Annotated in this window: 22 protein-coding genes and 1 pseudogene; 17 read left to right on the forward strand and 6 right to left on the reverse strand. The window is 45.6% G+C overall.

Annotation, left to right across the window (positions count from 1 at the left end; translation table 11 throughout):
* Positions 1-2: 2 nt before the first annotated feature.
* Positions 3-314, forward strand: a pseudogene (locus RTN07_RS08695) (cation:proton antiporter); the annotation flags it as partial.
* Positions 315-373: 59 nt separating this feature from the next.
* On the opposite strand, the gene RTN07_RS08700 reads toward RTN07_RS08695, so the two are convergent.
* Positions 374-1,564 (reverse strand): iron-containing alcohol dehydrogenase, encoded by a 1,191-nt coding sequence (locus tag RTN07_RS08700; RefSeq protein ID WP_159675837.1) that lies wholly within the window; start codon positions 1,562-1,564, stop codon positions 374-376.
* 411 nt (positions 1,565-1,975) lie between these two features.
* Here RTN07_RS08700 and nemA point away from each other — a divergent pair, with 411 nt between their 5' ends.
* Positions 1,976-3,100: an N-ethylmaleimide reductase gene (gene nemA / locus RTN07_RS08705; protein ID WP_312177448.1), complete on the forward strand. Its 1,125-nt coding sequence runs from the start codon at positions 1,976-1,978 to the stop codon at positions 3,098-3,100.
* 218 nt (positions 3,101-3,318) lie between these two features.
* On the opposite strand, the gene RTN07_RS08710 is transcribed toward nemA, so the two are convergent.
* Positions 3,319-4,230 (reverse strand): LysO family transporter, encoded by a 912-nt coding sequence (locus RTN07_RS08710; protein WP_312177451.1) that lies wholly within the window; start codon positions 4,228-4,230, stop codon positions 3,319-3,321.
* Between the two features lie 274 nt (positions 4,231-4,504).
* Here RTN07_RS08710 and RTN07_RS08715 point away from each other — a divergent pair, with 274 nt between their 5' ends.
* The 6 genes from RTN07_RS08715 (at position 4,505) to RTN07_RS08740 (ending at position 9,749) form a co-directional block, all read left to right on the forward strand.
* A complete protein-coding gene (locus RTN07_RS08715; protein WP_312177454.1) occupies positions 4,505-5,578 on the forward strand; it encodes a DUF475 domain-containing protein in 1,074 nt (357 codons plus the stop codon).
* A gap of 344 nt (positions 5,579-5,922) precedes the next feature.
* Positions 5,923-6,498 carry a TerD family protein gene (locus RTN07_RS08720; protein WP_312177456.1) on the forward strand — a complete coding sequence of 192 codons (576 nt, stop codon included), beginning with the start codon at positions 5,923-5,925 and terminating at the stop codon, positions 6,496-6,498.
* Positions 6,499-6,657: 159 nt separating this feature from the next.
* Positions 6,658-7,410 (forward strand): TIGR00266 family protein, encoded by a 753-nt coding sequence (locus RTN07_RS08725; RefSeq protein ID WP_060995590.1) that lies wholly within the window; start codon positions 6,658-6,660, stop codon positions 7,408-7,410.
* A 75-nt stretch (positions 7,411-7,485) separates the two neighbouring features.
* Entirely contained in the window at positions 7,486-8,094 is a 609-nt protein-coding gene (locus tag RTN07_RS08730; protein ID WP_312177460.1) for a TerD family protein, read from the forward strand.
* Positions 8,095-8,385: 291 nt separating this feature from the next.
* On the forward strand, positions 8,386-9,477 hold the full coding sequence (locus tag RTN07_RS08735) for a hypothetical protein (protein WP_312177463.1): 1,092 nt from the start codon (positions 8,386-8,388) through the stop codon (positions 9,475-9,477).
* Positions 9,474-9,749, forward strand: a complete 276-nt coding sequence (locus tag RTN07_RS08740; RefSeq protein WP_138018724.1) for an RnfH family protein — start codon at positions 9,474-9,476, stop codon at positions 9,747-9,749. Before RTN07_RS08735 ends, RTN07_RS08740 begins: the two co-directional genes overlap by 4 nt.
* Positions 9,750-9,835: 86 nt before the next feature.
* Here the strand turns inward: RTN07_RS08740 and RTN07_RS08745 are convergent, their stop codons facing one another.
* A complete protein-coding gene (locus RTN07_RS08745; protein WP_175405691.1) occupies positions 9,836-10,219 on the reverse strand; it encodes an outer membrane protein assembly factor BamE in 384 nt (127 codons plus the stop codon).
* Between the two features lie 321 nt (positions 10,220-10,540).
* Between RTN07_RS08745 and fur the strand changes: the two genes are divergently transcribed.
* A complete protein-coding gene (fur, locus tag RTN07_RS08750; protein WP_050325439.1) occupies positions 10,541-10,978 on the forward strand; it encodes a ferric iron uptake transcriptional regulator in 438 nt (145 codons plus the stop codon).
* Between the two features lie 133 nt (positions 10,979-11,111).
* Here fur and murJ read toward each other — a convergent pair whose 3' ends face one another.
* Both murJ and ampD read right to left on the reverse strand, forming a co-directional pair.
* Positions 11,112-12,698 (reverse strand): murein biosynthesis integral membrane protein MurJ, encoded by a 1,587-nt coding sequence (gene murJ / locus RTN07_RS08755; protein WP_312177470.1) that lies wholly within the window; start codon positions 12,696-12,698, stop codon positions 11,112-11,114.
* A 157-nt stretch (positions 12,699-12,855) separates the two neighbouring features.
* Complete coding sequence (gene ampD / locus RTN07_RS08760; protein WP_312177473.1) at positions 12,856-13,443, reverse strand: 1,6-anhydro-N-acetylmuramyl-L-alanine amidase AmpD; 588 nt, start codon at positions 13,441-13,443, stop codon at positions 12,856-12,858.
* 187 nt (positions 13,444-13,630) lie between these two features.
* Here ampD and RTN07_RS08765 point away from each other — a divergent pair, with 187 nt between their 5' ends.
* The 8 genes from RTN07_RS08765 to gshB all read left to right on the forward strand — a co-directional run bounded on the left by RTN07_RS08765 (position 13,631) and on the right by gshB (position 24,368).
* Positions 13,631-16,780, forward strand: a complete 3,150-nt coding sequence (locus RTN07_RS08765) for a DUF2339 domain-containing protein (RefSeq protein WP_312177475.1) — start codon at positions 13,631-13,633, stop codon at positions 16,778-16,780.
* 531 nt (positions 16,781-17,311) lie between these two features.
* Positions 17,312-18,991: a DUF3999 family protein gene (locus tag RTN07_RS08770; RefSeq protein WP_065253727.1), complete on the forward strand. Its 1,680-nt coding sequence runs from the start codon at positions 17,312-17,314 to the stop codon at positions 18,989-18,991.
* A gap of 62 nt (positions 18,992-19,053) precedes the next feature.
* Positions 19,054-19,947, forward strand: coding sequence for a carboxylating nicotinate-nucleotide diphosphorylase (gene nadC / locus RTN07_RS08775; RefSeq protein ID WP_312177478.1), 894 nt, complete (start codon positions 19,054-19,056; stop codon positions 19,945-19,947).
* A gap of 66 nt (positions 19,948-20,013) precedes the next feature.
* On the forward strand, positions 20,014-20,925 hold the full coding sequence (locus tag RTN07_RS08780; protein ID WP_312177481.1) for an NAD-dependent epimerase/dehydratase family protein: 912 nt from the start codon (positions 20,014-20,016) through the stop codon (positions 20,923-20,925).
* Between the two features lie 70 nt (positions 20,926-20,995).
* Positions 20,996-21,928, forward strand: a complete 933-nt coding sequence (locus RTN07_RS08785; protein WP_312177484.1) for a hypothetical protein — start codon at positions 20,996-20,998, stop codon at positions 21,926-21,928.
* Positions 21,929-21,964: 36 nt separating this feature from the next.
* Positions 21,965-22,699: an orotate phosphoribosyltransferase gene (gene pyrE, locus RTN07_RS08790; RefSeq protein WP_312177487.1), complete on the forward strand. Its 735-nt coding sequence runs from the start codon at positions 21,965-21,967 to the stop codon at positions 22,697-22,699.
* Positions 22,700-22,769: 70 nt separating this feature from the next.
* Positions 22,770-23,351, forward strand: a complete 582-nt coding sequence (locus tag RTN07_RS08795) for a toxin-antitoxin system YwqK family antitoxin (RefSeq protein ID WP_076775131.1) — start codon at positions 22,770-22,772, stop codon at positions 23,349-23,351.
* A gap of 54 nt (positions 23,352-23,405) precedes the next feature.
* Complete coding sequence (gshB, locus tag RTN07_RS08800; protein ID WP_076775133.1) at positions 23,406-24,368, forward strand: glutathione synthase; 963 nt, start codon at positions 23,406-23,408, stop codon at positions 24,366-24,368.
* A 71-nt stretch (positions 24,369-24,439) separates the two neighbouring features.
* Here gshB and RTN07_RS08805 read toward each other — a convergent pair whose 3' ends face one another.
* Positions 24,440-26,413 carry a PhoX family protein gene (locus tag RTN07_RS08805; RefSeq protein WP_076775135.1) on the reverse strand — a complete coding sequence of 658 codons (1,974 nt, stop codon included), beginning with the start codon at positions 26,411-26,413 and terminating at the stop codon, positions 24,440-24,442.
* Between the last annotated feature and the right edge of the window lie 340 nt (positions 26,414-26,753).

Below are 26,753 nucleotides of genomic sequence, written 5' to 3' on the forward strand. Positions count from 1 at the left end.
TAATCGTGGTATTGATGTCGGGCGTGGTATGTGGTCTTGGGCTACCTGCGGTGATGAATGCGTTTTATCATAACCCCAACGAACCCACGACAGGTTTTGCCGGGTGGTATCAAAGGCTAGTTAAACGCTTTAATCGCAAAGGCTACCAGTATGTGCTCGGCGAGGATGAGCAGGGCAATGAAGTCATTAGCCGTTACCAGCCGCCGCCTGTGGTGATTCAAGAGACGCCTAGTAGTGTCGGTATGGCGTTGCCACTGCCAAAAGTAATTGATAAAGATGGGCATGATGAATTAGCTCATCCCAATGGTTTTTAACTGTTGGCATAAAAAAAGACCTAGCGATTGGCTAAGTCTTTTTTTATAGGATTAGATGATTAAATAGCTGCGCGCAAAATCCGCTCAGACACTGCCAAATCATTGCTACGATGTTCACCGAGTTTGACCATATTATGTTCTTCTAATTGGCTCAAAATTGGCGCGATTGCAGACGCGTCAAGGTCGGCATCTGACAATCTCACCGGTAAGCCAAGCTCACGGAAAAAGTTTTCGGTGTTAACAATCGCTTGCTCGATTTTATCCTCATCGCTTAGATTAGAGTTGCCTTCAGTGATATGCCAAACGTTTTTGGCATACTGTAGCAGCTTGTCTTTTTTGCTATCTTTGAGCTCACGCATCACCCCAGGCAACACAATGGTCAAGGTGCGGGCGTGGTCAATCCCGTGTAGGGAGGTTAATTCATGTCCAATCATATGGGTGGTCCAGTCTTGTGGTACGCCCGTGCCAATGAGACCATTGAGTGCCATTGTCGCTGTCCACATGATGTTTTTACGCGTTTCCATGTCATTAGGGTTGGCTTTGACGGCACGGCCTTCTTCAATCAAGATTTTGAGCAGGCTTTCAGAGAAACTATCTTGGACTTTGGCGTTCACTGGGTAAGTCAGATACTGCTCCATCACATGCACAAACGCATCGGCAACGCCATTCATCACTTGACGCTCAGGTAGCGTTAGGGTTTTGGCAGGGTCAAGAATGGAAAACTGCGGGAATACCAGCGGGTTACCAAAGGGCAATTTGGCATGACGCTCGCTATGGTTGATAACCCCGCCTGAATTCATCTCTGAGCCTGTTGCAGGGATAGTTAATACAGTACCGAGCGGTAGCGCATTTTGAATATCACGGGTATATCCTTTTAATGCTTCCCACGCTTTTTCATGGTCTTTGTCGTCATCTAAGGTGGCAGTCAATGCAACAAATTTGGTGCCATCAAGTACTGAGCCACCACCGACAGCGAGCAAAAAGTCAATGTTGTTGGCATGTACCATATCGACGGCTTTCATCAAGGTATTAAATTCTGGATTTGGCTCAATACCGCCAAATTCAAAGATTTCACGCTGTTTGCCTTGTAGCGCGGTTTTGACCTCATCGAGTGTGCCGGTTTTTTTGGCAGAGCTACCGCCATAGGTGATAAGTACACGGGCATTATCAGGGACAAGATTGGCGAGTTCTTTGATTTGACCTTCGCCAAATACGATACGCACAGGGTTGTAATATTGGAAATTATTCATGCCGATCCTTAAAAAATTGTTATTGTTAATACATTGCCACTTGTAAAAATGCCCCATGGCACTTATTAAGTAAGCGTTACGCTCAAACACAGCGCTATCATAGAATAAAATAGTGAAAGCAATTGCAATAATTTGTCTAAAACTCGCAAAAGCTTTTTAAAAACAAATGATTTTTAAAACAGATGCTTTTTAAAAACAGATGCTTGCTAAAACCTAGTCTTTGCTCAAGCTTCTAACAGCAGATGAACCTGTGAAAATTACGCTGTGATGAAGTTTGCTAGCAACGTATATAAGTCTAAAATCCTTATAAACAAGGATGCTGCAGCAATTTTTTTATCAAGTTTGTTATGACTTGAAACTAGCAGCGTCCAATAACTCAACGAAAGATGAATTAACAATCACGAGGAATGTATGTCTTACTCCGCTCTTTTATCACCGATTAACGTGGGCGCGATGCGCTTGCCCAACCGCGTCTTTATGGCGCCATTGACCCGTCTGCGTAGTGCTGATTTGCCAGATGGAACGAAAGGGATTGGTGGCTTGCCAACGCCACTCATGGCAACCTATTATACCCAGCGCGCTAGCAGTGGTTTGATTATCACAGAAGCCACTGATATCTCAGCCGATGCCAAAGGTTACGCAGGTGCGCCCGGTGTTTTTAGTGACGCACAAATTGCAGGCTGGAAAATGATTGCTGATAGCGTACACCAAGCAGGCGGTCATATCGCGATGCAGCTATGGCACACAGGGGTAGTATCGCATTATAGCCTGCGCCCACAAGGTCAGCCGCCTGTATCAGCATCAACCGTGGATTTGGGTGATGCGGTACGCACCTCGTTAAAAGATGACGAAGGCAAAGTATACCGTGTGACTGCCACGCCAGCGCGTGAGATGACCACCGCAGAAATCAAACAAACCGTCGATGATTTTGCCAGCGCTGCGCGTAATGCGATTGAAGCAGGCATGGACGCGATTGAAATCCACGGTGCACACGGGTATTTGATTCATCAATTCTTATATGAGAGCGTCAACCAACGCAGCGATGAATACGGTGGTAGCTTAGAGAACCGTATGCGCTTTTTGACAGAAATTTTAACCGCAGTCACTAGCGCGATTGGCAGTGACAAAGTGGGTATCCGTATCTCGCCATTGGGTCAATTCAATGGTGTAGATGCCGGTAGCGAAGACGATGCGTTAGCAATCATCAAGCTGATTGATAGCTTTAACCTAGCCTATTTACATATTTCTGAGCCAGACTGGGCAGGTGGAAAACCCTTTACCGCAGAATTCCGTCACCAAATTCGTGATGCTTATCACGGCGTGCTTATCGGTGCTGGTGGCTATACCGCAGAAAAAGCAGACGCGCTGATTGGTGATGGCTTAATTGATGCCGTCGCATTTGGTCGCAGTTATATCGCAAATCCAGATTTGGTTGAGCGTTTTGAGCAAAATGCGCCGCTTAATAAAGCGAACTCAGCCACTTTTTATGGTGGCGATCAAGAAGGCTATACCGATTATCCTGCGTTAGCCCAATAATCCTACTAGCGAAAATAATCGTATTAGTGAATACGAAGACCCCGATCGTGTGATGACATGAGCGGGGTTTTTTATGGTGAGTGAAAAAACAAACAAATTTTTTTACTGAACTTATCTATCATGAAAGGCCTGCATTATGTGACCGTACGCAGCCCGTATGGCGACCAACAAGTTGAGTTTTGCGCGTATTGATTTAATAAGGGTTGGGGGTTGTGCTATTAGCCAAAACTTGAAAATACCACCATCAACACCGGTGAGATGATATTGACCAAAAATCCAAAGCTCATGGCAAGCGGAACTACTTCATTACCCCCTGAGTTTTGGATAATAGGCAAGGTAAAATCCATGGTGGTCACCCCGCCCAACCCCACCGCGGTGGTTGGGTATTTGCCAATCAGCATAGGGATAAACAGTAGCGCCATAAACTCACGCAATAAATCATTGAGCAATGCCACACTTCCCCAAACTGCGCCATAGGCATCAGTCATGACAATCCCCGACAACGAATACCAGCCATAGCCAGAAGATAGCGCTAACCCTTGGGTGAATGTCACATCAGGCATTATCAATGCGTACAGTAAACCACCGACAGCCACACTCAGACAAAAAATTACACAGGCTTGTACGCCGCGTTTATTGACCAATACCTGCCGTAACGTCATCCCCGAATGCGACAACTGAAAACCCACCAATAAAATCAGTAAAATCAACAAGCCCTTGATGATGCCATCAATCGGCAAATCCGTTATTGGCAATAATTTGCCCAGTACAAAACCCAACACCACACAGCACAACTGAACGAGGCTTCCGGTGATGCTAAAACCTGCTTGGCTATACTCATGGGGGAGGGCACGTTGCCAAGGATGCAGCCTGTCAAATATCAGCAAACTGATAAAACCTGCACCTAGGGTACAAATCGCCAATACCGCCACATTGGTACCAATAAACCCAATTTGCGCGCCTAAGTCAGGAATATGCGACAACGAAAGACCAATAAAGGTTAAAATCACAAACACCAAGTTGGTCAGTAGCTTGTCTACCAGCGGCATAAATCTTTGCGGTAATGGCAGTAAAAACCCGACCACCAATGGGGTAAGAATCAGAACAAGGGTGATAAAGTTTTCTAACATACCGCGACGCTTCCAGACAGGGTTTAAACACAGGCTAATCGCAATATTTTGCAGTTAGCGCTTGGTTTAAAAAATTAAAAGTAGCTATTGTACCCATAAATGCATCAAGTTGGCGAATATTTGCCATAATGCGTGGTTTAAGCGTGCAATCAATTGCTTGGTAACACATTTGTAGTATGATTGAGCAAATAGTTGTGTAAGATAGTCACATCCAATCATCTTATGCGTTAGATGACTCTATTAGCCGTTAATTTTTTCAATTTGTAGGATTGTTATGAGACATTTTTATTTCGATATTGTCTTTACCACAATTGCATTGGCAATTGCAGCGTGGTGGGGTTTTTCGCATGGCGGTGTCAGTGCCATGCTCTCGGCGTTATTTATCACCTTTATTCTGGCAGTGATGGAAATCTCGCTGTCGTTTGACAATGCCGTGGTTAACGCCTCGGTACTCAAAACCTGGGATAAGTTTTGGAAAATGATTTTCTTAACTGTGGGTATCCTCATCGCGGTATTTGGTATGCGTCTGGTATTCCCGATTGTCATCGTCGCAGTGACTGCCGATATGGGCATGATGGATGTCATCAATATGGCGCTTAACAACCCCAAGGAATACTCTGCCAAACTGATGGAGCATCATGCAGAGATTGCCGCATTTGGTGGGATGTTCTTGTTGCTCGTCTTTTTAAACTTCATCTTTGATGAAAAAGAAGTGATGTGGTTTGAATGGCTAGAGCGTAAGCTTGCGCGTTTTGGCAAGGTCGATGCCATGAGCGTGTTTGTCGCCTTGGCACTATTAATGACCGCCTTATATTGGGTGGAAGACGCCAAAAAATCGGTGGTGTTAACCGCAGGGGTATTTGGTATTTTGATTTATCTAGCCACCAATGTGTTATCAAGCCTTTTAGAAGGGGCGAGTGATGATGATGAATCAACCCCCGATGTGATTGAGGGCAAAGAAGTAGCGGGCGCGATTGCCAAAGGCGGTATCGCAGGCTTTTTATACCTTGAAGTACTCGATGCATCGTTTAGTTTTGATGGGGTGATTGGCGCGTTTGCCATTACCAATGACGTGATTATCATCATGCTAGGCCTTGCCATTGGTGCGATGTTTGTGCGCTCCATGACCATTTTCTTGGTAGAAAAAGGCACGCTCGATGAGTTTGTTTATCTAGAGCATGGTGCGCATTATGCGATTGGCGCGTTGGCGGTCATCATGCTATTGGCAACTGTGCATATCGAAGTGCCAGAAATCGTGACGGGTTTGATTGGGATTGCCTTTATCGTATGGGCAGTGATTAACTCTATCAGCTACCGTAAGCGCCAAGCAGCCTTGGCTAAACACTAAAAGATGCTAAAAAGACTGGGGCTCATGCGTAACCGTAGCGGTATGTAGGATGCTGACTTGAGCTTAATATCCCTTAAGCTTTTGACACATAAATATAACAGCTTAATGTAGCCGAATGGTGGACAAATTCTATCACCAAAGGTATAGTTAAAACGTGGGTTTCGGCTCACGTTTTGTTTTTTTAGGCGATTTTTTACGGTGTCTGAGCCTTTTATTTTGGGCGATTTTAGTCTGGGCGCGCTTTTGGTCTGGTTCTTGTAGTGTGAGAATCAAAGGCGCAGCGCATACCAACAGACATCGATTTTCTTATTTGATTTCAAAAATTTATTACAAAGGATAAAACAATGGCAATTAGCTTAACCAAAGGTGGTAATGTTAATTTATCAAAGGAAGCACCGAATTTAACCAACATGGCCGTTGGTCTTGGCTGGAACCCACGTGCCACTGACGGGCAAGCCTTTGACTTAGACGCGGTCGCGTTTTTGGTCAATGAATCGGGTAAAGTACGGGCAGATGCAGATTTTATTTTCTTTAACAACCTAAAATCATCCGATGGCTCAGTAGAGCATACGGGTGATAACCGCACTGGTGAAGGCGATGGCGATGATGAAGTCATCAAAGTGGATTTAACTAAAGTCCCAGCCGATGTGAGCAAAGTAGTATTTTGTGCGGTGATTTATGATGGTCAAGCGCGTAACCAAAACTTTGGTCAAGTAGCAAACGCTTATATTCGCATCGTGAATACCCAAGGCGGCGCTGAAGTGGCTCGTTATGATTTGTCAGAAGACAGCAGCACCGAGACAGCAATGATTTTTGGTGAGCTTTATAAGAACAATGGCGAGTGGAAATTCCGCGCGGTTGGACAAGGTTTTGCTGGTGGTTTAGGACCATTGGCTCAGTCACATGGCGTTGCTGTTTAGTTTTTTGGCTAAAATTTTTTAACATTTTTTTAACAATGGGGTGGCATCGGCTTGCCCCTTTTTTTCAGCCTGAGCGCTTTTTTCAGCCTAAGGACTTTTTCAAACTTAGCTACTTTTATTATCATTTTTGCCAGTTATTTTATAAGGATACATTAACCTATGGCAGCGACGTTTAGTATGATTGGGACGATTGAGCCATTTTTGCATTGTAATCTCAAAAAAGGCGATTCGATTTATTGCGAATCCAATGCCATGGTCATGATGGAGTCAAATCTTGAGCTTAAAGGTCAGATGCGTGGCGGCATCATGCAAGCTTTGATGCGCCGATTTGCCAATGACGAGTCGATTTTTCAACAGCAAATTGAAGCGGTCAATGGTGAGGGTGACTGCTTACTTGCGCCCACACTTGATGGTGATATGCAAATTTTAGACGTCGGTGCCAATCAGTATACGCTCAGTGACGGTGCCTTTGTGGCAGCGACCAATGGCGTTGATTTGCGTGCCAATATCCAGCGCAATTTAGGCGGCGCTGTATTTGGGGATACCGGTGGCTTTATGGTCATGCAAACGCAAGGCCAAGGTCAGCTCGTGGTATCTGGGTTTGGTTCTTTGTTTGAGATTGATGTCACGCCTGATAAAGATGTGATTATTGATAATGGTCACGTGGTATGCTGGGATAGCCGACTGCAATATAGCCTGTCAATGGCGACCAGCCAGAAAAAAGGCTTTTTGGGCAATATCATCAATTCAGTCACGAGCGGCGAAGGCATGGTGCTAAAGTTCTCAGGTCAAGGCAAAGTAGTGATTTGCTCGCGTAACCGTGATACTTATCAAGGCTGGATTCAAAGTTTACTGGGGTCAAACTCAGGCGGACGCGGTGGCAATGAAGGTATTTTAGGTGGTTTGTTATAGTCAGTTTGTGCCAAGCCGTTATCCACCGCTTAAAACGTAGATAGAATAGTAAAAAAATAAAATAAGGATACCAACATGGCAGTGAATTTATCGAAAGGTCAAAAAATCTCGTTAGAAAAAGAAGCAGGTGGCGCACTTAGCCAAATCAAAATGGGTCTGGGTTGGGATGTCAGTGCTGCGCCGCAAAAATCAGGTGGTTTTTTGGGTGGCTTGTTTGGCGGTGGTGGTGGCGGTAGCGGCAGCATTGACTTGGATGCGTCGTGTATCATGCTTGATGCCAACAAACAAATGGTAGATGCGATTTGGTTTGGACAATTGCAGTCAAAAGACAGTAGCATACAACACACAGGCGATAACCGCACCGGTGCTGGCGATGGCGATGACGAAGTGATTAATGTTAATTTATCTCGTATCCCTGACCATGTGCAAGCCTTGGTTTTTACTGTCAATAGCTTTACGGGTCAAACTTTTGCCACGGTCAATAATGCGTTTTGTCGTTTGGTGAATGCCAGCAATAATAGTGAAGTTGCCCGTTATGATTTGTCAGCCCAAGGCAGTCATACAGCGCTGATTTTGGCAAAAATTTATCGTCATAACGGTGAGTGGAAAATGCATGCCATTGGTGAAACCGCGTCAGGTCGTACCTTTCATGATTTAATGCCTGCGATTTTACCGCACGTGTAACTGCGCTTTTTGATGTTAAGCAATAATGCGCAGCCATAAAGAAAGCCCTGTGATACGCAGGGTTTTTTATTTTGACAGCTATTTTTGATAAGTTTGTGTGGATTTTGCGTTGGTGGGTTTTGCATACGGTGTGGGTTTGCTAAAATAGCGGCGATTTAGTTTTGCACTGTTGAATTTTACAGTCAGTTTTTTCAAAGTCATTTTTTTTAAGTCATTTTTTTAAGTCACTTTAGCGAAGCGACTCAAATAATTTTATGACGACAACCCACCGCTACAAAGGAATCCAACACCATGCCATTTAATCGTTTACAGCCGATGTTGATAGCAAGTTTGCTACCGCTGCTGGTTTTTACTTGGTTTAGCCGTGACTACATTGGGCAGATTGATTTTTGGTTGTTGTGGCTAGTGGCGATGACCTTGGTCGGGTTACCATTGGTGTTTGCAGAGATTGGTTTGGCGCATCGTAGTGGTACGTCACCGCTGGTCGGTCTGCCCATACTGACCCGTGAAGCTGACGTGTCAACGGTCTGGCGCGGGTTTGGTTGGCTGACGATTGTGCTGCTGATGGCGGTTGTGGGGCATTTACTGGCAAGTAGTGGCGAGATTATCCATCCGCTGGTGAGCAATATTGCTCTGCCTGCCTTGTTAGCCATCATGGTGCTGATAGTGATTGGTTTGAGTTTTATCAAGCATTTGGCAGGTTGGTTGGCGGTCGGCTTTGCCGTTGCCGCGTTGGTTGTCAATGTCATGCAAGGTGGGTTTGTCGCGTGGCAGATGACAGCCACCTCCTTGACGGAGTGGGCGGGCGCGGTAGTGTTGGCGCTGGTCTGTGTTGGCGCAGGTACGGGGCTATACTGGCATGCGCGCACCCACCAAATGCTCACGATGAGCAACACGGCGACAGATCAAGCACGCGAATCCGCGAGTCGCTATGTATTACCGGTGTGGAGTTTTCAGTTATTAGCGGGTGCGCTGATTGCCATGACTTTATCGCCAAACAGCGCGATGGCGGCAGTGTTGAATGCATTGGCGATGCTGGCAGGGGCGGCGTATTTACTGCATATCTTGACCCATCAAGTGTCACTACGCTTGCAACAACAGCAATTTAACTTTTTGGCATTGGTGGTATTGGCAGTGCTTAGTCTTGCGCTAGCCATGCTACCAACTGCTTGGCTCAATCAGCTGATTATTGTAATAAGTTTAGTCACGGCGGTATGGCTAGCCGTATTTGCGGGCTGGCAAATGAAAATTAGCCATTTGCGCAAATCATTGAATTTTAGCTCAGAAGGCTTATATAACCTTTGGCGCATTGCGGTGCGTATTATTGTGCCATTGGCGGTGATTTTGGCGATGGTGGGGTGGGTGCTAGGACTGGCAAAATGATTACTGTTGATATAGCCTTTGCGCCCGATAGCCAAACACAGTTGCGGTTAACCCTGCAACTTGCCGATAATAGCCGCGTGATTGATGCAGTCAATGCCACAGGTTGGCAACAGCAGTATCCGCAGATTTTTAGCTATAGTGTCGGTGTTTTTTCCCATAAACTAGACTGGCAAAGCCCTATCAACACAGGCGATAGAATCGAAATCTATCGTCCTTTGACCATCGACCCGCAAAACAAACGCAAATTACTGTCCAAAAAATCCAACCGATGAGGGTGTGAGCCGGTATTATTGTGTAGCGCACAAAAAAAGCCAATCACAGCATCACGGCAATGATTGGCTTTTTTAGTCAGAAAAACTTACTGAGTCACCGCTGGGCGTTCAATGCTGGTGACAATACCATTTTGGTCAAAATAAATTTTGGCGTATTGTTGGGCGTTATGAATCGCCGGCTTGTTGGCGCGTTTGGCGTTAGTACCTGGCGTAAAATCATACAGGTAATCCCAACGTACCGGATTTAGGGTGTCTCTAAAGGTTGGGCTACCTAGTATATAGAGCACTTGATTGGCATTCATACCCACTTGCACTTGGCTTAATTTGTCTTCATGAATCGGCTTGCCTTGTGGGATATCGATTTTGTACACGCTAAACCATGAGCAACCTGGTAATACGGTGACGCTGCTAATTACGGCAACCAAAGGCAGGACTGCCAGTTTTTTTGATAGTGTTGTGATAGATGTCATTTGTCAAACCGCTTTGAGATGGTGAACGATTAAATTTACGACTTATCATACGTGATTTGGGTTTTTTTGCCTACCTATTGACCCTAAAATTTAAATTATTTTACATACAGTTAATGTTTGGGTGTAAAACGCCGCTTCGGTTTGGTATTTGGCGCTCTAGTGGTTGGCGTACTTTGTCTCTAGCCTGCATTCGCCCGTTATCTTTCAACGGGCGCTTTTGCCAGTGATGTCACGTTTTTTTACTGTGGGATTTTATCGAATTTGTTATTATAGTTATAATTTTTAGTTTATAAGCGACACCTGATAGGTGCGAGGATTTTTATGTCGTCTTTTACCAACCAAGATTTGCGTCGTGCCGGTTTGAAAGTCACGTTACCGCGTTTGAAAATTTTAGAATTGCTAGAAAAAGCCGAATCCCATCATATGAGCGCAGAAGATGTGTATAAAGCCTTGATGGAGCACGGCGAAGACGTGGGGCTTGCGACTGTTTACCGTGTGCTAACCCAGTTTGAACAAGCGGGAATTGTCGAGCGTCACAATTTTGAAAACAACTTGTCAGTGTTTGAAATCGCCAAAGATGAGCACCATGACCACTTGGTATGTGACCAATGCGGCAAAATCATTGAATTTCACAATGAAGAAATCGAAGCGCTGCAAGAAAAAGTCGCCAAAGACTTTGGCTTTACCCTAGCAGGGCACTCGCTGGTACTATATGGAATTTGTGATAATAAAGACTGCCAAAATTCGATAAAGCGCTAATGTCTTGGCGCCTTAATAGATGAATAGGTTAAAAAATCTCACTTGCAAAAATCAGTCACAAAAATCAATTAAAAAAGCGGCTAGATAAATTTTATTTAGCCGTTTTTTTTGCCCGTCGTCTATTTTCTATTGTTTATTGAATGCTATGATGCGGTTTTAGTTCTGATAGCCTAAAGCCAGCGATTAGTAGCGCTGCGCCATACACCACAGCGCCCAACACACACAGCGCTAATAGCGCAACAATACGAATACCTTGATGCGCGGTAACGGGAAAAAAATGAATACCAGCGGCAAGTGCCAATCCCATTGCGCCATTTGCGATGGCAAAGATAACCGCTAATCGTCGCCAAGCCGCACCAAATCGATAAATACCTTGGGTATGTAAATAAAAATATAACAGCGCCGCATTGATAAAAGACGCCAGTGTATTGGCAAGCCCTAGCCCGGCGTGGGGTGCGATTTGCCACTTTTTAAATAACCCAGCCAGTATTAGGCTTAGTACGACATTGGCAATCACGCTAATCACACCGACTTTGACAGGGATGCGACTGTCATGACGGGCAAAAAAAGCCGGGGCAAATATTTTAATGAGCATAAATGCCAAAATCCCACCCGATAAGCACTGTAGCGCAAGCCCACTCATCATGGCATCTTGCCGTACAAATTCCCCATGTTCAAACAGGGATATCATAAGCACATTACTAATCATGCCAAGCGCGATGGATGCAGGCACGCCGACCAACACCGTCAGCCGCGTCGCCCAATCTAGGGTGTGTCTAAATTGTTGATGGTCATCGCTTGCGATACTTTTGGATAGAATGGGCAAAATCACCGTACCAATCGCCACCCCAATCAGCCCTAGCGGCAGCTCACTCATTCGCTCTGCGGTATATAGCCAAGAGACCGAACCATCAATCATGGTTGAAGCCAGTACCGTGTTGACCAGCATATTGATTTGGGTGACCGATACCCCAAACAGCGCAGGGAGCATGAGTTTTAAAATCCGTCGCACGCCGGGGTGACGAAAGCTAACCTTTGGCATCACGAGCAGCTGATGGCTGTGCAATTGCGGTAATTGAATCAATAGCTGCAGCAAACCTGCCACCGCAACGGCATAACCGACCGCCAAAATTGGCTTGGCAAGCAGCGGTGCTACCCAAATCGCGCCCACAATCATACACACATTCAAAAGCACCGGTGCAAAGGCAGGCAAGGCAAACCGCCCCACGCTTTGCAAAATACTACTAGCGAACGCGGTCATGGCGATAAATAACAAATAAGGAAAAGTGATACGAAGCAGCTCAACAGCCGTTGCAAATTTGCTAGGCTCATGCAGATAACCGACCGCAAACACAGCAATCACGGCGGGCGCGAAGATGACTATCACGGCGGTTAAGCCTGATAAAATCAACAATAACGTACCTGCCACCCGACTGATAAGAATTTGAATGCCGAGCAAGGCTTTTTTGCTATCGGTCGTGTCGTTATGTTGGGCTTGGTGTTGATAATCGGATAGTACAGGGACAAAAGCTTGGGCAAAAGCGCCTTCAGCGAACAGCCGCCGCAAAAAATTGGGCAATTTGAAGGCTACCAAAAACGCATCCATCATGCCACCTGTGCCAAATACGCTCATCAATACCATGTCGCGAATCATGCCCAAGATACGTGAAAATAAGGTAAAAAAACTAACAATAGCGGTGGATTTGATAAGTTTTGACATGAAACAATCGCTGCAAGTTTTGCCGAGAAGTGGGTGTGGTGATGGGATTTCGTAGTTTGATTTGGGCGCTGTTACTTTGCAAAATTGTTATCTTACAAAATCGTTATCCTACAAAATTGCCATACGATAAATTTTGGAAAATCATCTAATGGCTGATTTAACTTTTATTGACCATGTTTCTATTGACCATTTTTCTTAGTTTCACCCAATCAAAATACAGCCCCGGGTCGGACTTGCGACCGCGCGCGATATCGCTATGACCGGCTAGATGATTAATGGTTTTGGGATAAGCTTGATAAATCGCGGCAATCACGCCACTTAACGCTTGGTATTGCCTATCATCAAACTCGCTATAATCATCACCCTCCAGCTCAATCCCAATCGAATAGTCATTGCAGTTTGGCACGCCCAAATAACTAGATTTGCCAGCATGCCAAGCCCGCTCATCAAAGCTCACAAACTGCGTGATGCTGCCATCACGCTCAATAAACAAATGCGCGGAGACCTGCTGCTGATAGATGGTTGCAAAATACGGATGGGCTTTGGGGTCTAACTGATTTTGAAAAAATGCACGAACAAAATGCTCGCCTTGGTCATCTTTTAGACCAAATTCACTGGGCGGCAAGCTGATGTTATGAATCACAATCAGGTGAATATCGTTAGGGTCGGGTCGCTCACCAAAATTGGGTGACGCCACAAACTCGCATGGGCTTAACAAACCCTGCTCAATGCTAAATCCCGACATAACTATACCCCGCCCAATCATCCAAATGGTGTTTAAAATAGTTGGTAAAACGCTACTCAATGCTGTGGCTAATTTAGCATAAAATTGGTCTTATCTTCACCTTAACCGAAAGACACAGTTAAAAAAAAGCAATTTGGAAAAAAAATGGTATGCTATCGCTAAGCTGACAACAAGGGTAGGACATCTGATGGATACGATTATAGCGGCGTTGATACTGGCAGTGGTGGGAGCGCTTTATAAAATTTTTGTCCAACAAAAAGCAATTACCCGACTTGAATCCAAGCTCGACAACCTGCAAAAACAACTCGCTGATGTCATGGCAACTGTGTATATCCTAAGCAGCGAGGCAAAGCCATCATCTACCCAGCAATCGGCAAGCGATATTCGCCAAAATCAGCCTGTCACTAAACCTATTACTGACCCTATCACTCAGTCCATCAGTCAAGCTCCAGTCTCAGCGCCCCTTCCAGTGCCACTCCCAACATTAAACTCTTTGCCAATGGCGAATACGCTTGACGCTTCGACTAGTTCAGCTCCGCCAACGGCAACGCCGCCGTCAGTGAATGACGCAGCCCCACCGCATAAACCTAGCGTATCACAGCCATCATCTCCTTCTTTAAAAGATGATGAAAGTGCTACCAATATTGTGACATCGCTTTGGGCAAGTGCCACCCAATGGTTTTTTGGGGAGAACTTGGTGGTGCGTGTCGGGGCACTGGTGTTGCTAGTGGGCGTGGTGCTATTACTCAAACTTGCCAGCCAATATATTGAGGTATCGATGCCCGTGCGCATGGCGCTGGTAGCGTTAGGTGGCTTGGTGATAACGGCAGTCGGCTATCGCACTACTGCCAAAAAACGCAGTTATGGGTTGACTTTGCAAGGCGTCGGCTTTGCGGTGATTTATTTGACGGTGTTTGCGAGTTTTAAATTGTATGGACTACTACCATCAACCTTAACCTTCGGCGTGCTTGCATTACTGGCAGGGTTAACAGTGATGTTTTCGGTGTGGCAAAATGCGCTGCCGCTTGCGGTCTTGGCATTCGGTGGGGCGTTTTTTGCGCCGATACTGGTCAGCCGACCTGACGGTAGTGTGGTGATGTTATTTAGTTATTATTTATTACTCAATATAGCGGTTGCGGTGATTGCCCATTATCGCACTTGGAAATTGCTCAATGCGCTCAGCCTAGCAGTGACCTTTGGGCTTGCTTATGTGTGGGGATTTCGTGCATTTAGTGGCAACAGTGGAGGTGCAGGCTGGCTGTCATTACGCTGGCAACTGCTGGGGTTATTGGTTGGGCACATGGCGCTGTATTTGTTTATTGCAGTTAGATACTCTCAGCAGGTCGTGAGCTATAACCAAACGCTACTGCAAATGAACAGGGGGTTAGCCAAACGCCCGATTCTATCGATAGATTCAGGCTTGTTGTTTGGTACAGCGTTACTAGGGTTTGGGCTGATGGCAAGCTTGCTCAATGATTTGCCTTATCATCTGGCCTTTGCGAGCAGTGCGTTATCGGCTATTTATTTGAATTTAGGACTGTGGCTGCTCAAACATCATCGTCGTAGCATCGCAGGCGACCCACAAGCCAACAACCAATTTGATAACAGCTTTGAGCTACTGATTGAAGCCAGCCTTGCGCTCGGCTGTGGGTTCTCGGCTCTGGTGATACCACTGGCGCTATCAGCCAAATGGATTAGTATCGGTTGGGCAGTGCAGGGTGCTGCATTGGTGTGGCTCGGTGCGCGTACCCAAAGACGCTGGACGGTATATTTTGGGTTGGCATTGCAAGGCTTTAGTATCCTGTTATTGGTGGGCTTTGATACCCTCATGCGGCATTGGTATGGGCTACTGGATCAATTATCTGTCCCGCACCAAATGTCTATAGTGGCGGCTTCATCCACCTTGCCACTGACCGTATTGACAGCGTGTGTGCTGCTGTCTGCTTTTATTTTGCGTCAGCACAGGGTCAATATCGCGGCAGCCACATCCCAAACGGCAGCCACACTCCAAGCTAAAGCCCAGCCTCAACCTCAGCCTAAACCTAAACCTGCGGCAGTCAAAACGACGCATAAAAGGTTTCAACAAATTGCTGATAATGCCAGTCACAGCTTTGTTGCAACCGCGCTTGTGGTTGTTGGGTTTGTGCTGTATCTGTCGGCGATTTTATCCGCTGACCCCTTTTGGAACAACGGTGGCAAAACCACCACTATCAAACTTGCCGTGGCTATGGCGGTATTTTTAATTGTGGGACAACTGATACATCAGCGTTTTGTTTGGCGCAGTATGCGTAAGGTGAGCCGCTTGATTTTACCGTTTGCGATGATAAGCTGGGTGCTAGTCTGTCTCACCCACGTTAAGGTCGAGACGGTTGTAGACCTAAACGATTATCACATCAAAGCATTTAGCGGGTTGGGGCGTTATTTGCTCGCCATGCTTGGCTGTTTAGCCATCGCAAAATTGCTAGGCGCGTGGCTGCTTAGTCGCTGGCACCGCGACCGACCCGATACAAGCGTTGACGCGCTCGTTTGGTTTTTGACACTGATTGCCATGCTAACTTGGATGCTGCAACAAGTGCCATTTAACTATTGGCAGCATGCCCAAGAGCTTCGAGCCATTATCACTATTTTACCGACCGTGTTGGCTGTGCTTGGTTTGATGAGTTTGTTGTTGTTGCCAAGATTGCAGGCGCTTGGTGGTCGTTTGCTTGGTTGGTTAGAGCTTGATAGGTTACTTAAGCACAGTGCTTATATTTTGGTACCGATGACCTTTATTTGGAGTTTATCTGCCAATTTCTCGTTAGACGGTCAGCTATTGGGCGTTTATCTGCCGCTGCTCAATCCACTGGATTTGACCTTAATCAGTATTTTACTGTACCAATGTTATGTGGCACTCAAAATTGATAGCAACTATCGTACTATCGTTTTGGTGGTTTGCGGTCTAGGGGCATTTGTGACAGTCAGTAGTATGTTGGTGCGTGGGTTTGCCAGCGTTTGGGGCACGCCGACGTGGGAACATGGGGCTTGGTCAGTCAGTATGGTACAGACGGGGCTGACTATCTTATGGACCGTCATTGCGATGGTATTGATGTTCTTGGCAAACAAAAAAGCCATTCGCTTGGTATGGTTTGCCGGTATCGCATTATTGACCATTGTGGTTGCCAAGTTGGTATTGATTGATATGTCGAATACCAGTGCGGTATTACGTGTGGTGTCTTTTATCGGGGCAGGCTTATTGATGCTCGTCATTGGTTATCTTGCACCCTTACCGCCTAAGTCAAGTAAACCTAAGGCAGGTAAACTCAATTCAGGCAAACCCAATGCAGCCAAAAAAAGCTAAGTAGACCCCTGCTAAAGCTCGTGAGTAACGTGGGTTATTTTTCGTATTTACGGCAGGCGGGCTTAGCTAAATGCACAAAGACTTGCTGGCTAATTGTCTTTAAATTGTAACATCTGGCTAGAATTTATCCAAAATATCGGTTCTCTTGTTAGTGGTTTGTAGCACGGTATAGAAGTTTTGAATGGGTATTGTTAATATCTTTATAGGGCAAAGTGCAACAGCAATTAAAGTATAAATCTAATTACTATCAATAAGTTAGAAAAACACTTATCGCGTTTCTAACATAAAAAATTAATGTTGTTACTGTCTACTGATGCTTACAATGCGAGGCCATGGTTTTTTTAAATTTTTTTAGATTAACTGCAACTGATGGCTTTATGTTGATACCCAAACACACGCTACGCTGCTTCTTGGGATGATTAATCTGGTAGGTCGGGGTTTTGTCAATGTGCTTCGCAATTTGCTAAGTTATAAAGCAACATAAATTATCAAGTAGCTATGCAGCTAAAATGAAGTAACAATGAAGCTAAAATGAAAAACAATAAGCACTGTCACGTAAGATTAGCCAAACACCGCGCCTGTATTTTATCGGCAACCTTATTTTCGCCGCTATTGTTGATAGCTATCATTTACACACAAGCAGATGCCCAAAATCCCACGCAAACGGCATCCATCACTGTTGCTTCGCAAAAAACCAACACGACCACGGTAGCGCCCGCCATCGTTGACAATTCAGAGCAAGAGCATGACACTGACAGTATCAACTATGGCTTTGAGGCATTGCAAAATAGCTTTGCAATCGATATTGATTTACCGGTCGAAAACCTAGATGACAACCCTAACAGTGCCCAACTGGTAAAATTTTCGTCGTTAACGCCCAGTTTGTTAGCTTTAATCATGCAGCAAAATGGGGCAACTATTAGCGATAAACAAAATTACCGCTTGATTGATGCCAAAGGTCATATTATGCCGATGGCGATTCGCCCGGTCAGTAAACAATCATCCGTCAATCAAGTATTGCAAGTAGTGAGCGTGGAGACGGATAACCCCAATGCGGTGGAAAAATTACGCCATGCGTTGACCGTACAGCTTGATAACCCAGACAACCAACAATCGATTAACATTGACCTTAGTAATTTACCTTCAAACCCAGTCGCCGCTGTTACCAATAGCCCAGTCAGAACTTGGTGGTTAACCAATCCCAACTTTGCCAAAAATCAATCTACTTTATCAACCGCGCAAGCAGTCAATCTTTGGCTAAAATTTTTACCCGTGAATTCAGCCCAGCCCAGCAAGCGCCCACTACAACTGCAAATTTATGGCAGTGATGACTTGCAAAGCTGGCAGATGGTCAGCCAAACGGTGGTCAGCCCTTTTGACTCTAGCCAACGTGGTCAACCTAGCCAGGCTACTCAACATAGCCAAATGGTAGCGCCGCAAGCTGACGGTACCAATCAGCCGATAGCGACAGGCAATGCTATTGCCATCGAGCCGCAGCAAACCAATTATCGGTATTGGCAAGTGGTGGCAAATCAGCCTATCAATCTTGAGGCAGCAAGCTTAAATCGCATGGTGAGTGAGGCAAGTTTCTTCTTGACCCGCGCCAATTTTTCAAAAACCAAAGATAACGCCAACCAATGGCGGCTTAGCCTTGCTCAACCCATGTTGACCACAGGGGTGAGTTTTTTTGTCCCCGAAAATCAGCTGTGGCAAGTGAGCATCAACGTACCTGAGCAAGAAGCCAATCAATTGGCTAAAATCAACAAGACCGCTAATGTAAGTGAGGATAAAACTCTAGCCAATTCACAAATTGATAAAAACCATACCACGGTCAGTTGGCAACCCACGTTGACCAAGTCGCTGCAATTGGGCGGTCAAATGCAGCAAGATGATTTACCAGTTGATCTGTTAACGCCCATGTATGAGATGTACTTTTTAGCACAAGGCACAGCGCCTTACCGACTGGTGATTAACGAGCCAGGTGTATTACAACAACCCAATATCACTCTCTCCAACCAACAACTAACCAGCCTCGGCAATACCGTTGAAGGACAAATGCAAAATATCGAGGCATTGAACAATCCCAACGCGTCATTTGAACGCTACAAAAAATGGGCACTGTGGGGTGTGCTCGCCGCGATTGTAGCGGCTTTGGCGTTGATTGCCCTGCGTTTATATCAACAAACTACTACCCAAGCCCCCAAAGAATAAGCGATAATACAATCAAACATACTTCATCGAAAATACCCCATCAAAAATAAGGGATTATTTGCATGCCTGCTGCTAGCCAAACCATTAGTGACACCTCGACCACCGCGCCGCACATTAGCTCACTACTACGTATTGAAATCGCCAAACAAGTCGCACTTGCGCTGCAAGAAGACATCGCCACTGGGGATATTAATGCCCAGTTAATACCTGACACACAGCGCGATACGGCAACCATTATTTGTCGTGAACCGATGGTGGTTGCGGGCAAGGCATGGGTGGATGAAGTATTTCGCCAGCTTGACCCCAACATGCAGCTTGATTGGGCAGTCAAAGATGGTGATGCTGTGGCAGCCAATCAAATTTTGGTGACGCTCATCGGTAACACCCGGGCGCTACTGACGGGTGAACGTACCGCGCTCAATTTTTTACAGACTTTATCATCCACTGCCACTGTGGTTGCCAACCATGTGGCGGTCATCGCAGAACTACCGACCAAATTGTTAGACACGCGTAAAACCTTGCCAATGCTACGCCATGCGCAAAAATACGCCATGCTGTGCGGCGGCGGCAATAATCATCGTATCGGGCTATACGATGTCTTTTTGATAAAAGAAAACCACATCATGGCGTGTGGCGGTATCGCCCAAGCAGTCAGTCAGGCGCGTCAGATTGCCAATAAGCCAGTGGAAGTTGAAGTAGAAAATTTTGATGAGTTGCATCAAGCCATCGCTGCCAATGCTGATATCGTGATGCTCGATAATTTTACCATTGAAGATACCCAAAAAGCGGTCGAGCTGGTTGCTAGTCTTGGTAAGCCTTGCCAGCTTGAAGCTTCAGGTGATATTAGCCTTACCAATCTACGCCAAGTGGCAGAAACCGGGGTGGACTTTATCTCAATGGGCGCATTGACGAAGCATATCAAAGCCATTGATTTATCGATGCGTTTTCAACAATAAATCGGTTAAAAATACATCGATTAAAAATAGTCGGCTTTTTTAATGCCATTCTCGATAGGTCATAGCATGATGCAAACCATTTTAATGATTGGACTGGGCAAAATTGGTTTACCAGTTGCTAAGCAATTAGCGGCGCAGGGGCACTGCGTGATTGGTGTTAGCCGCTCCACGCCGACAGATTTGGCTTTCTGTAACCCCATGACAGCCAAGTTGCCGCCCGATAATGACCATTTATATCAGCAAAATCTACATTTTGTTGCCAGTGATGCGCGCTCGTTAGCCATTGCGCAGCTAAGTCAATGGACCAGCCAAATTAGCCAAATCTGTATCATTGTCAGTCCAGATACCCTGTCGCTACAAGGCTACCGTGACAGTTATTATGCGATTGCCGAGCATGTGGTGCGATTGGGTGACCATCTGCCAAACCTCAAACGTGTGGTATTTATTTCTTCGACAGGCGTTTACAAACAAAACGCGGGCGAAATCATTGATATCGATACCCCTGTGTTCGCGCCAGCGAGCGCCACTTCTCAAGTGATTTTACAGACTGAGCAGTTGTTGCAGCAGCATTTTGAAGATAAGAGCGTTATCATTCGTCCAAGTGGGATTTATGGGCAGTCACGACTGCGTTTACTGACCATGGCAAAACAGTTCGCAGCGCAGTCGCCAAATAAGGTTAGCGATTATCCGAGTAATACATGGACTAATCGTATTATGGATACAGATTTAGTCAGCATCATTGTCACCGTCATCAATGCGGGTCAAACCGTGCCAGTTTACTTGGCGACAGATAACGCGCCAGTCCCGCTCTATACTGTGCTAAACTATTTGGCGACTGCACAGGGCTTGAACTTATCGCTGCCCTGTATGGAGCCAACAACGGGCAAACGCATTATCAATAACTTGCCAACTACTTGGCTCAACTACCCAGATTGGCAGTCAGGCTATCAGCATATTTTGTCGGCTTTAGGCGAATAGTGATGGGTGGTGGGGTTCAACAAAAATTTTTCAGCATTTACCTATCAGTGATTTTATAGCCGTGTATGCCATGACTTATTCCAACACCGAGCGCCAAGCCGCAAAAAGCCAAGTGGTTAAAGACAGAGACCAGCTACGCCATCCCAATGTGATGACTGAGGCAGAAAGATTGGCTTTGCCCGATCCTTGTCGCCCGATTGATAAGCGCGTCATACCGGCGCGTCATACCCTTGACGTCTATATGCAAAAACCGCTTTCATTGCCAGTGGCGGATACCAACAACCTCACCGCTAGTGTAAAAGAGGTTGCCAAGCCCTACCCAATGAAGGACAACACAACAAAAACCCTTAAAAAAAGTCCGCAAAGTCATCAATCTGAGATGTTAGAGCAGTTACTATCTGAGCAAACCATTGAGATGCGGCACTTTATCCAGCAGCAGCAACAGCACGCCAATAGCAGCCAAAGCAAACACCCGTCATTGCATTTACCGCTGTCTTTGTTGCCACAGCTCGTCAATGACAGCAGTGTTTCACTGATGAAAGAGGTGATGGGTCGATACCCACATTTAGCGATCATGGATATGCTTACAACATCCTTGTCACAGCAGACAGTGCAAAATTCCTGCGCACATCAAGCCAACGATGCCCCCAGCACACAGTCTGACGCCACCTATAACCAAGCGCTACTTAATATCGAAACCAAACTGTATCTGATGGGACAAATGTACCATATTATGCTTTGTGTGTTTTTGCTATGCCAGTGCAAATCACGCAAATCACTCAACCCCCAAATCACCTTGCAAGACTTGGCTGATGCTATCAATCAATACATCGAGGCGCATCGCACCCAATTGCATTTTTTGACCCGGCATAACGATTTATATATCGAGCCGACGCATGTTGCACTCGCTGCGCTTGCCATGGATTGGCAAGTGGGTAAGCAAACAGCCATCAGCAAACGTACTATCACCATTAGCTCGCAAAACCCAATCACAGGCGGCTAATGGTATTTTTTAACTTGTTCTTTTTTGGAGTCGCGTATGTCGCAATTATCTCAAGCCCAAGCATCTCAAACCCAATCAGCTCAAACCCAATCAGCTCAAACCCAAACCGCTCACGCACCGCAGTTTATTCCCCAGCATTTTATTGAAGTGGCACTCAAAAACAATGTATTAAAATTTGGCGAATTTACCCTAAAATCAGGTCGTATAAGCCCGTATTTTTTTAACGCAGGTTTGTTATCAACAGGTGAGCTATTGTCGGTGTTGGCAAATGGGTATGCTGATGCGCTTGCCAAGCAGCTACAATCTAGCGACAGTAAGGATTTGGTAATTTTTGGGGCAGCATACAAGGGTATTCCGTTTGTGGCGGCGACCGCGCAAGCACTGTGGAACAATCACCAAATCAATGCCGATTGGGGCTACAACCGTAAAGAAGCCAAAGACCACGGTGAAGGCGGTATGCTGGTTGGCGCCGATCTCAAAGGCAAATCAGTTTGGGTGATTGATGATGTGATGACCGCGGGTACGGCGATGCGTGAAGTAGTGGCGCTATTAGAAAAATCAGAGGCCAAAGTCGCGGGGATTATCGTTGCGCTGGATCGTAAAGAAAAAGGTCAAAGCGAACAATCTGCCATTCAAGAATTGGCGCAAAGCCTCAATGTACCGGTACTTGCCTTGGTCACGATGGATGACATTACCGAGTATGTCGCCAAAAATGGCACGCAGGAGGAACTTGCCAAAATGCAAGCTTACCGCGAGCAATATGGCGTTTAATCAGCGGTTGCTATCATCCAATCCCGCTAACCCTAGATTGTTTTTAAATTAACCATTAAAGAGGACGGCTATGTTGACAAAAGCCTTGCCCACCACACTAACAACGGCACACCTTTTGCGTGTCGGCACTGCACTCACCTTATTGGCAATATTATTTGGGCTTGCAGGTTGTAGTAGTATCAATGAACTGATGGCGGAGGGTAGCAAACCGCCTGCGATTGTCAATGTGGCAACTGACCAACAGCCGTTTTATGATGCGTTAAATAGCCTTATCTTGCCGCCAAAATCACCGCAAGCTGCGCCTCAAGGCATTGCCGATGGTCCTTATAATGGCGTGATGCCAGAAGGCGAGCAATTTACCACCTTTGTGAAGAACGGTTACTTTGATGAATTTTTGGTGGTGTACTACCCAAACTTTGTGACCCAGCTTCGCACCGACTTGGTTAACGGTTTATATCATGGTTGGGTGACGTATCGATTGTCCGATAGCCGTATCAAACAAAAAGTATTGTTCCGTCAGGGTGTGGTCCAAGAAGCGATTGTTTACAGCCAAGCGGGAAATCCTGAATACCATTTTTGGTTTACCAATGAACAACCGACCAGCGGTATGCGCTACGATAACAATGGCAATGCGGTCGAATCGATGTTTTAATAGCAAAACGAATAATTGATAAAAATTGAACAAGCATACTAACAAGGACACTAAATGAAACCACTGAATTTTCTGATCGTCATGGACGATATCCACACCATCAACTACAAAAAAGACACCACGCTTGCGATGCTATGGGCGATTGCAGATCGTGGTCACACAGCGCATTATTGCCAAATTCACGATTTGTGGCTCGATAATGGCGCATTGCAAATTGATAGCCAATCGCTCAAAACGTTTAAAGACCCTGCACATTTTTATGAACTGGGTGAAAAAACCACGCAGCCTGCTAGCGCATTTGACGTCATCTTGATGCGTAAAGACCCCCCGTTTGACATGCAGTTTTTGTATAGCCTGTACTTGCTAGAATACGCTCAGCGAGCAGGTGTATTGGTGGTCAACAACCCAGAAAGCGTACGTGACTGTAACGAAAAACTGTTTGCGACGCAATTCCCTGAGCTGATGACACCGACGATTGTGACCAACAAACAAACCCATATCCGTGATTTTATCAAAACCCATCAAGATGTCATCGTCAAACCGCTTGATGGCATGGGGGGAATGGGTATTTTTCGTCTGACCGCCGATAGCCCTAATATCGGCTCAACCCTTGAGATGCTAACCCAGCTTGAAAGCTTGCCTGTGATGGCGCAAAAATACTTGCCTGAAATCAAGGACGGCGATAAACGCATTTTAATTGTCGGTGGTAAGCCCGTGGATTATTGCTTGGCGCGTATCCCAAGCCAAGGCGAAACGCGTGGTAATCTAGCTGCAGGTGGTCGTGGGGTCGCCATGCCACTGTCAGCGCAAGAGCGCCAAGTTGCTGAGCAAGTGGCGCCTGTGCTACTGCAAAAAGGCTTGTACTTTGTCGGACTTGATGTGATTGGTGGCAAAGTGACAGAGATTAACGTGACTAGCCCCACCTGCGTGCGTGAGATTGACGACCAATGCGGCACGCATATCGCAGAGGATTTTATTGCGTTTATTGAATCGCATATTGAAACGCAAATTCACTAGCTGTCATTGTCAAAGCAAAATAAAAAACCCAGTCATTGACTGGGTTTTTTATATCATCGCTTGGCAGGGTATTAAGCTTTAAACGCCAAATAACCCACCGCAGCACTGTAGCCATCTTTGAAGTTTTGGTTAATGAGCGGGCGAACTGCTGTCTCAACGGCGGGGACAAATGTCATATCACCTGGGTGTTGGAAGTTTGACATGATATAAGTATAGCCATTGACTTCATCAACCGCGTGTAGACCTGTTGACTCAGCCCCTGCTGGTGTTGACAAGATACGCGCTAATTTTTTGGTATCAACATTGTATGCCCAAAGATAGTTGTTAACGTGGTAACCAGAGTCTTCACCGATAAATAAGGTACGCATTTTTTCAGAGAATTTTAGGTTATCGGGGCAAGAGATTTTGTCAATGTTTGACGTGTTACCGAGCGCGTCTTTGGCAATGTCTTCCCCTGCTAAGCCTTCAGGTACATACATACGGGTAGAGACCCACTCAGAGTTAATCGCTTTACCATTGTTATCAAGCTGACCGCCTTTAAGCTCATGGGCATACACTGCGCCTGATTTTAGCTGAGCCACTTTGACATCGTACTCGTCCGTGGTCATGGATTTTTCAATGCGCGACATGGCAGAGTAGGCGATTTTATCTTTGATATTGACCGTGGTGCCTTCCATTTTGGTAAACGCCATTGATGCACCTTGCAGTGCTGCGTAGCGGTGAGTCTCTAAAAATGCAGCTGCTTGGGTGAGTTTGTCTGCCGGTAATTTGCTATTTGGCGCAAGTTTTACCCAGTTATTTGCCCCGTCATAGCCGATTTTTTTGTAAGAGGTATCATTCGGGTCAGTGTATTTGACATCCATGATATCGGTTGGTACTACCGTATTGGCTAGGGCTTCGATTTCAGCACTGGTCGCATGTCCAAGATGAATCCATTTGATGCTAAAATCACTGGCAGCCGCAGGGCCGCCTTTGGCTGACGTTTGGCTGATTTTGGCAACATAGAGGTTACCTGCAGATAGGTCAGCTGCTTTATCGGCAACAAACATGAATAAACCACTGTTAGTAAAGTCATCACCCATCAACGCAGTACGTTGGTCAGGCATCACTTGAATCAGTTCGTGAGAGATACGACCTAGATTGAAATGTTTTTTGGCAATACCAGACCCATCCGCATTGACTACGATTTCTGGTAAATGACCATAATGGTATGGGTTTGCTTTGGTTTCATCACCGTATAAGTTTTTGCTAAATGCTTTAAATTGGGCGCTGCTTTTAGCCATGAAAGCGTCTGGTTCATACTCTTCTGATGACAAATGCGTATTCCACGGTGAGAGGGATGCACCACAAGTAATCCATAACCCATACACTTTTGACATATCCACATTGTGGTATTTGACGACTTTGAGTTCGCCTGTTTGTGGGTTTTGGTCAAGTGTCACTACCGCAATGGGTGAAGGTAGTGTACCGTAAGTATTGCTGCCTGCTTGGTCTTTACTTGTATATTCAAACTGCACCACCGCAAATACGGTATTACCTGTTACACCCGCAACACGCGCGCCTTTAACTGTCAATAATGAAGAACCATCGGGACAATCAGAGAAAAACTGGCGCGTAGATGCCAGTACTGAACTATCCATGATGGGCTTGTTATAGATATCAAAATAGCCGCCTGCAATGATGTCATTACCCTTTAAGTCTTTTAATTTATCGCCTGTTATAAAAAAAGGTTGATACTGTAGCTTATAGTCAGTCGTGGTATTGTCATCAAAGGTTGCTTTTAGCTTTGAATCGACATACACCGTTGCCATATTGGCGGGATTTGATAAATTTGGTGCAGCCATACCGACAAATTCAGTCGCTTTAATGGTTTTTTGTGTATTATTGAGTATACCTGCTGTGGTATTAGTATCACTATCACTATCACAACCTGTTAATAAGGTGGCAACAGAGCCTGTGGCAAGTGGCAACGCAGGCACCCCTGCCAAAAAACGAATGACATTACGGCGGCTAATGGTTTGGTCTAATTGATTAATTTCAGTCATGAGTGAATTCCTTGCTGATAGCAGTTAGCAGTTGGCTACGAAATAAATTTTATTGAAATAATGCAGAAACAATTATGCTGAGTATGTTAGAGGGGATATGTGACAGTGGCTTGACTGATTCGTGACAGAACGGTGACAACTAATCATCCGGTTTGAATATAAAGCGATACCATGGCTGCAAAATCTTGATGCTACTTAGCAATTAAAGTGATTTACTTTATTATTGACTGAAGTTACGCACCGCTAATAACCTTAAGCTGGGCAAAAGCCGACTGATTAGCGGAGACGAGTAACTTTAAACGCAAAGCGAAATGATTTAACTTGGTTTTGATTTTCAAAC

Source organism: Moraxella sp. CTOTU46934, assembly GCF_031979465.1.
Taxonomy (GTDB): domain Bacteria; phylum Pseudomonadota; class Gammaproteobacteria; order Pseudomonadales; family Moraxellaceae; genus Faucicola; species Faucicola tetraodonis.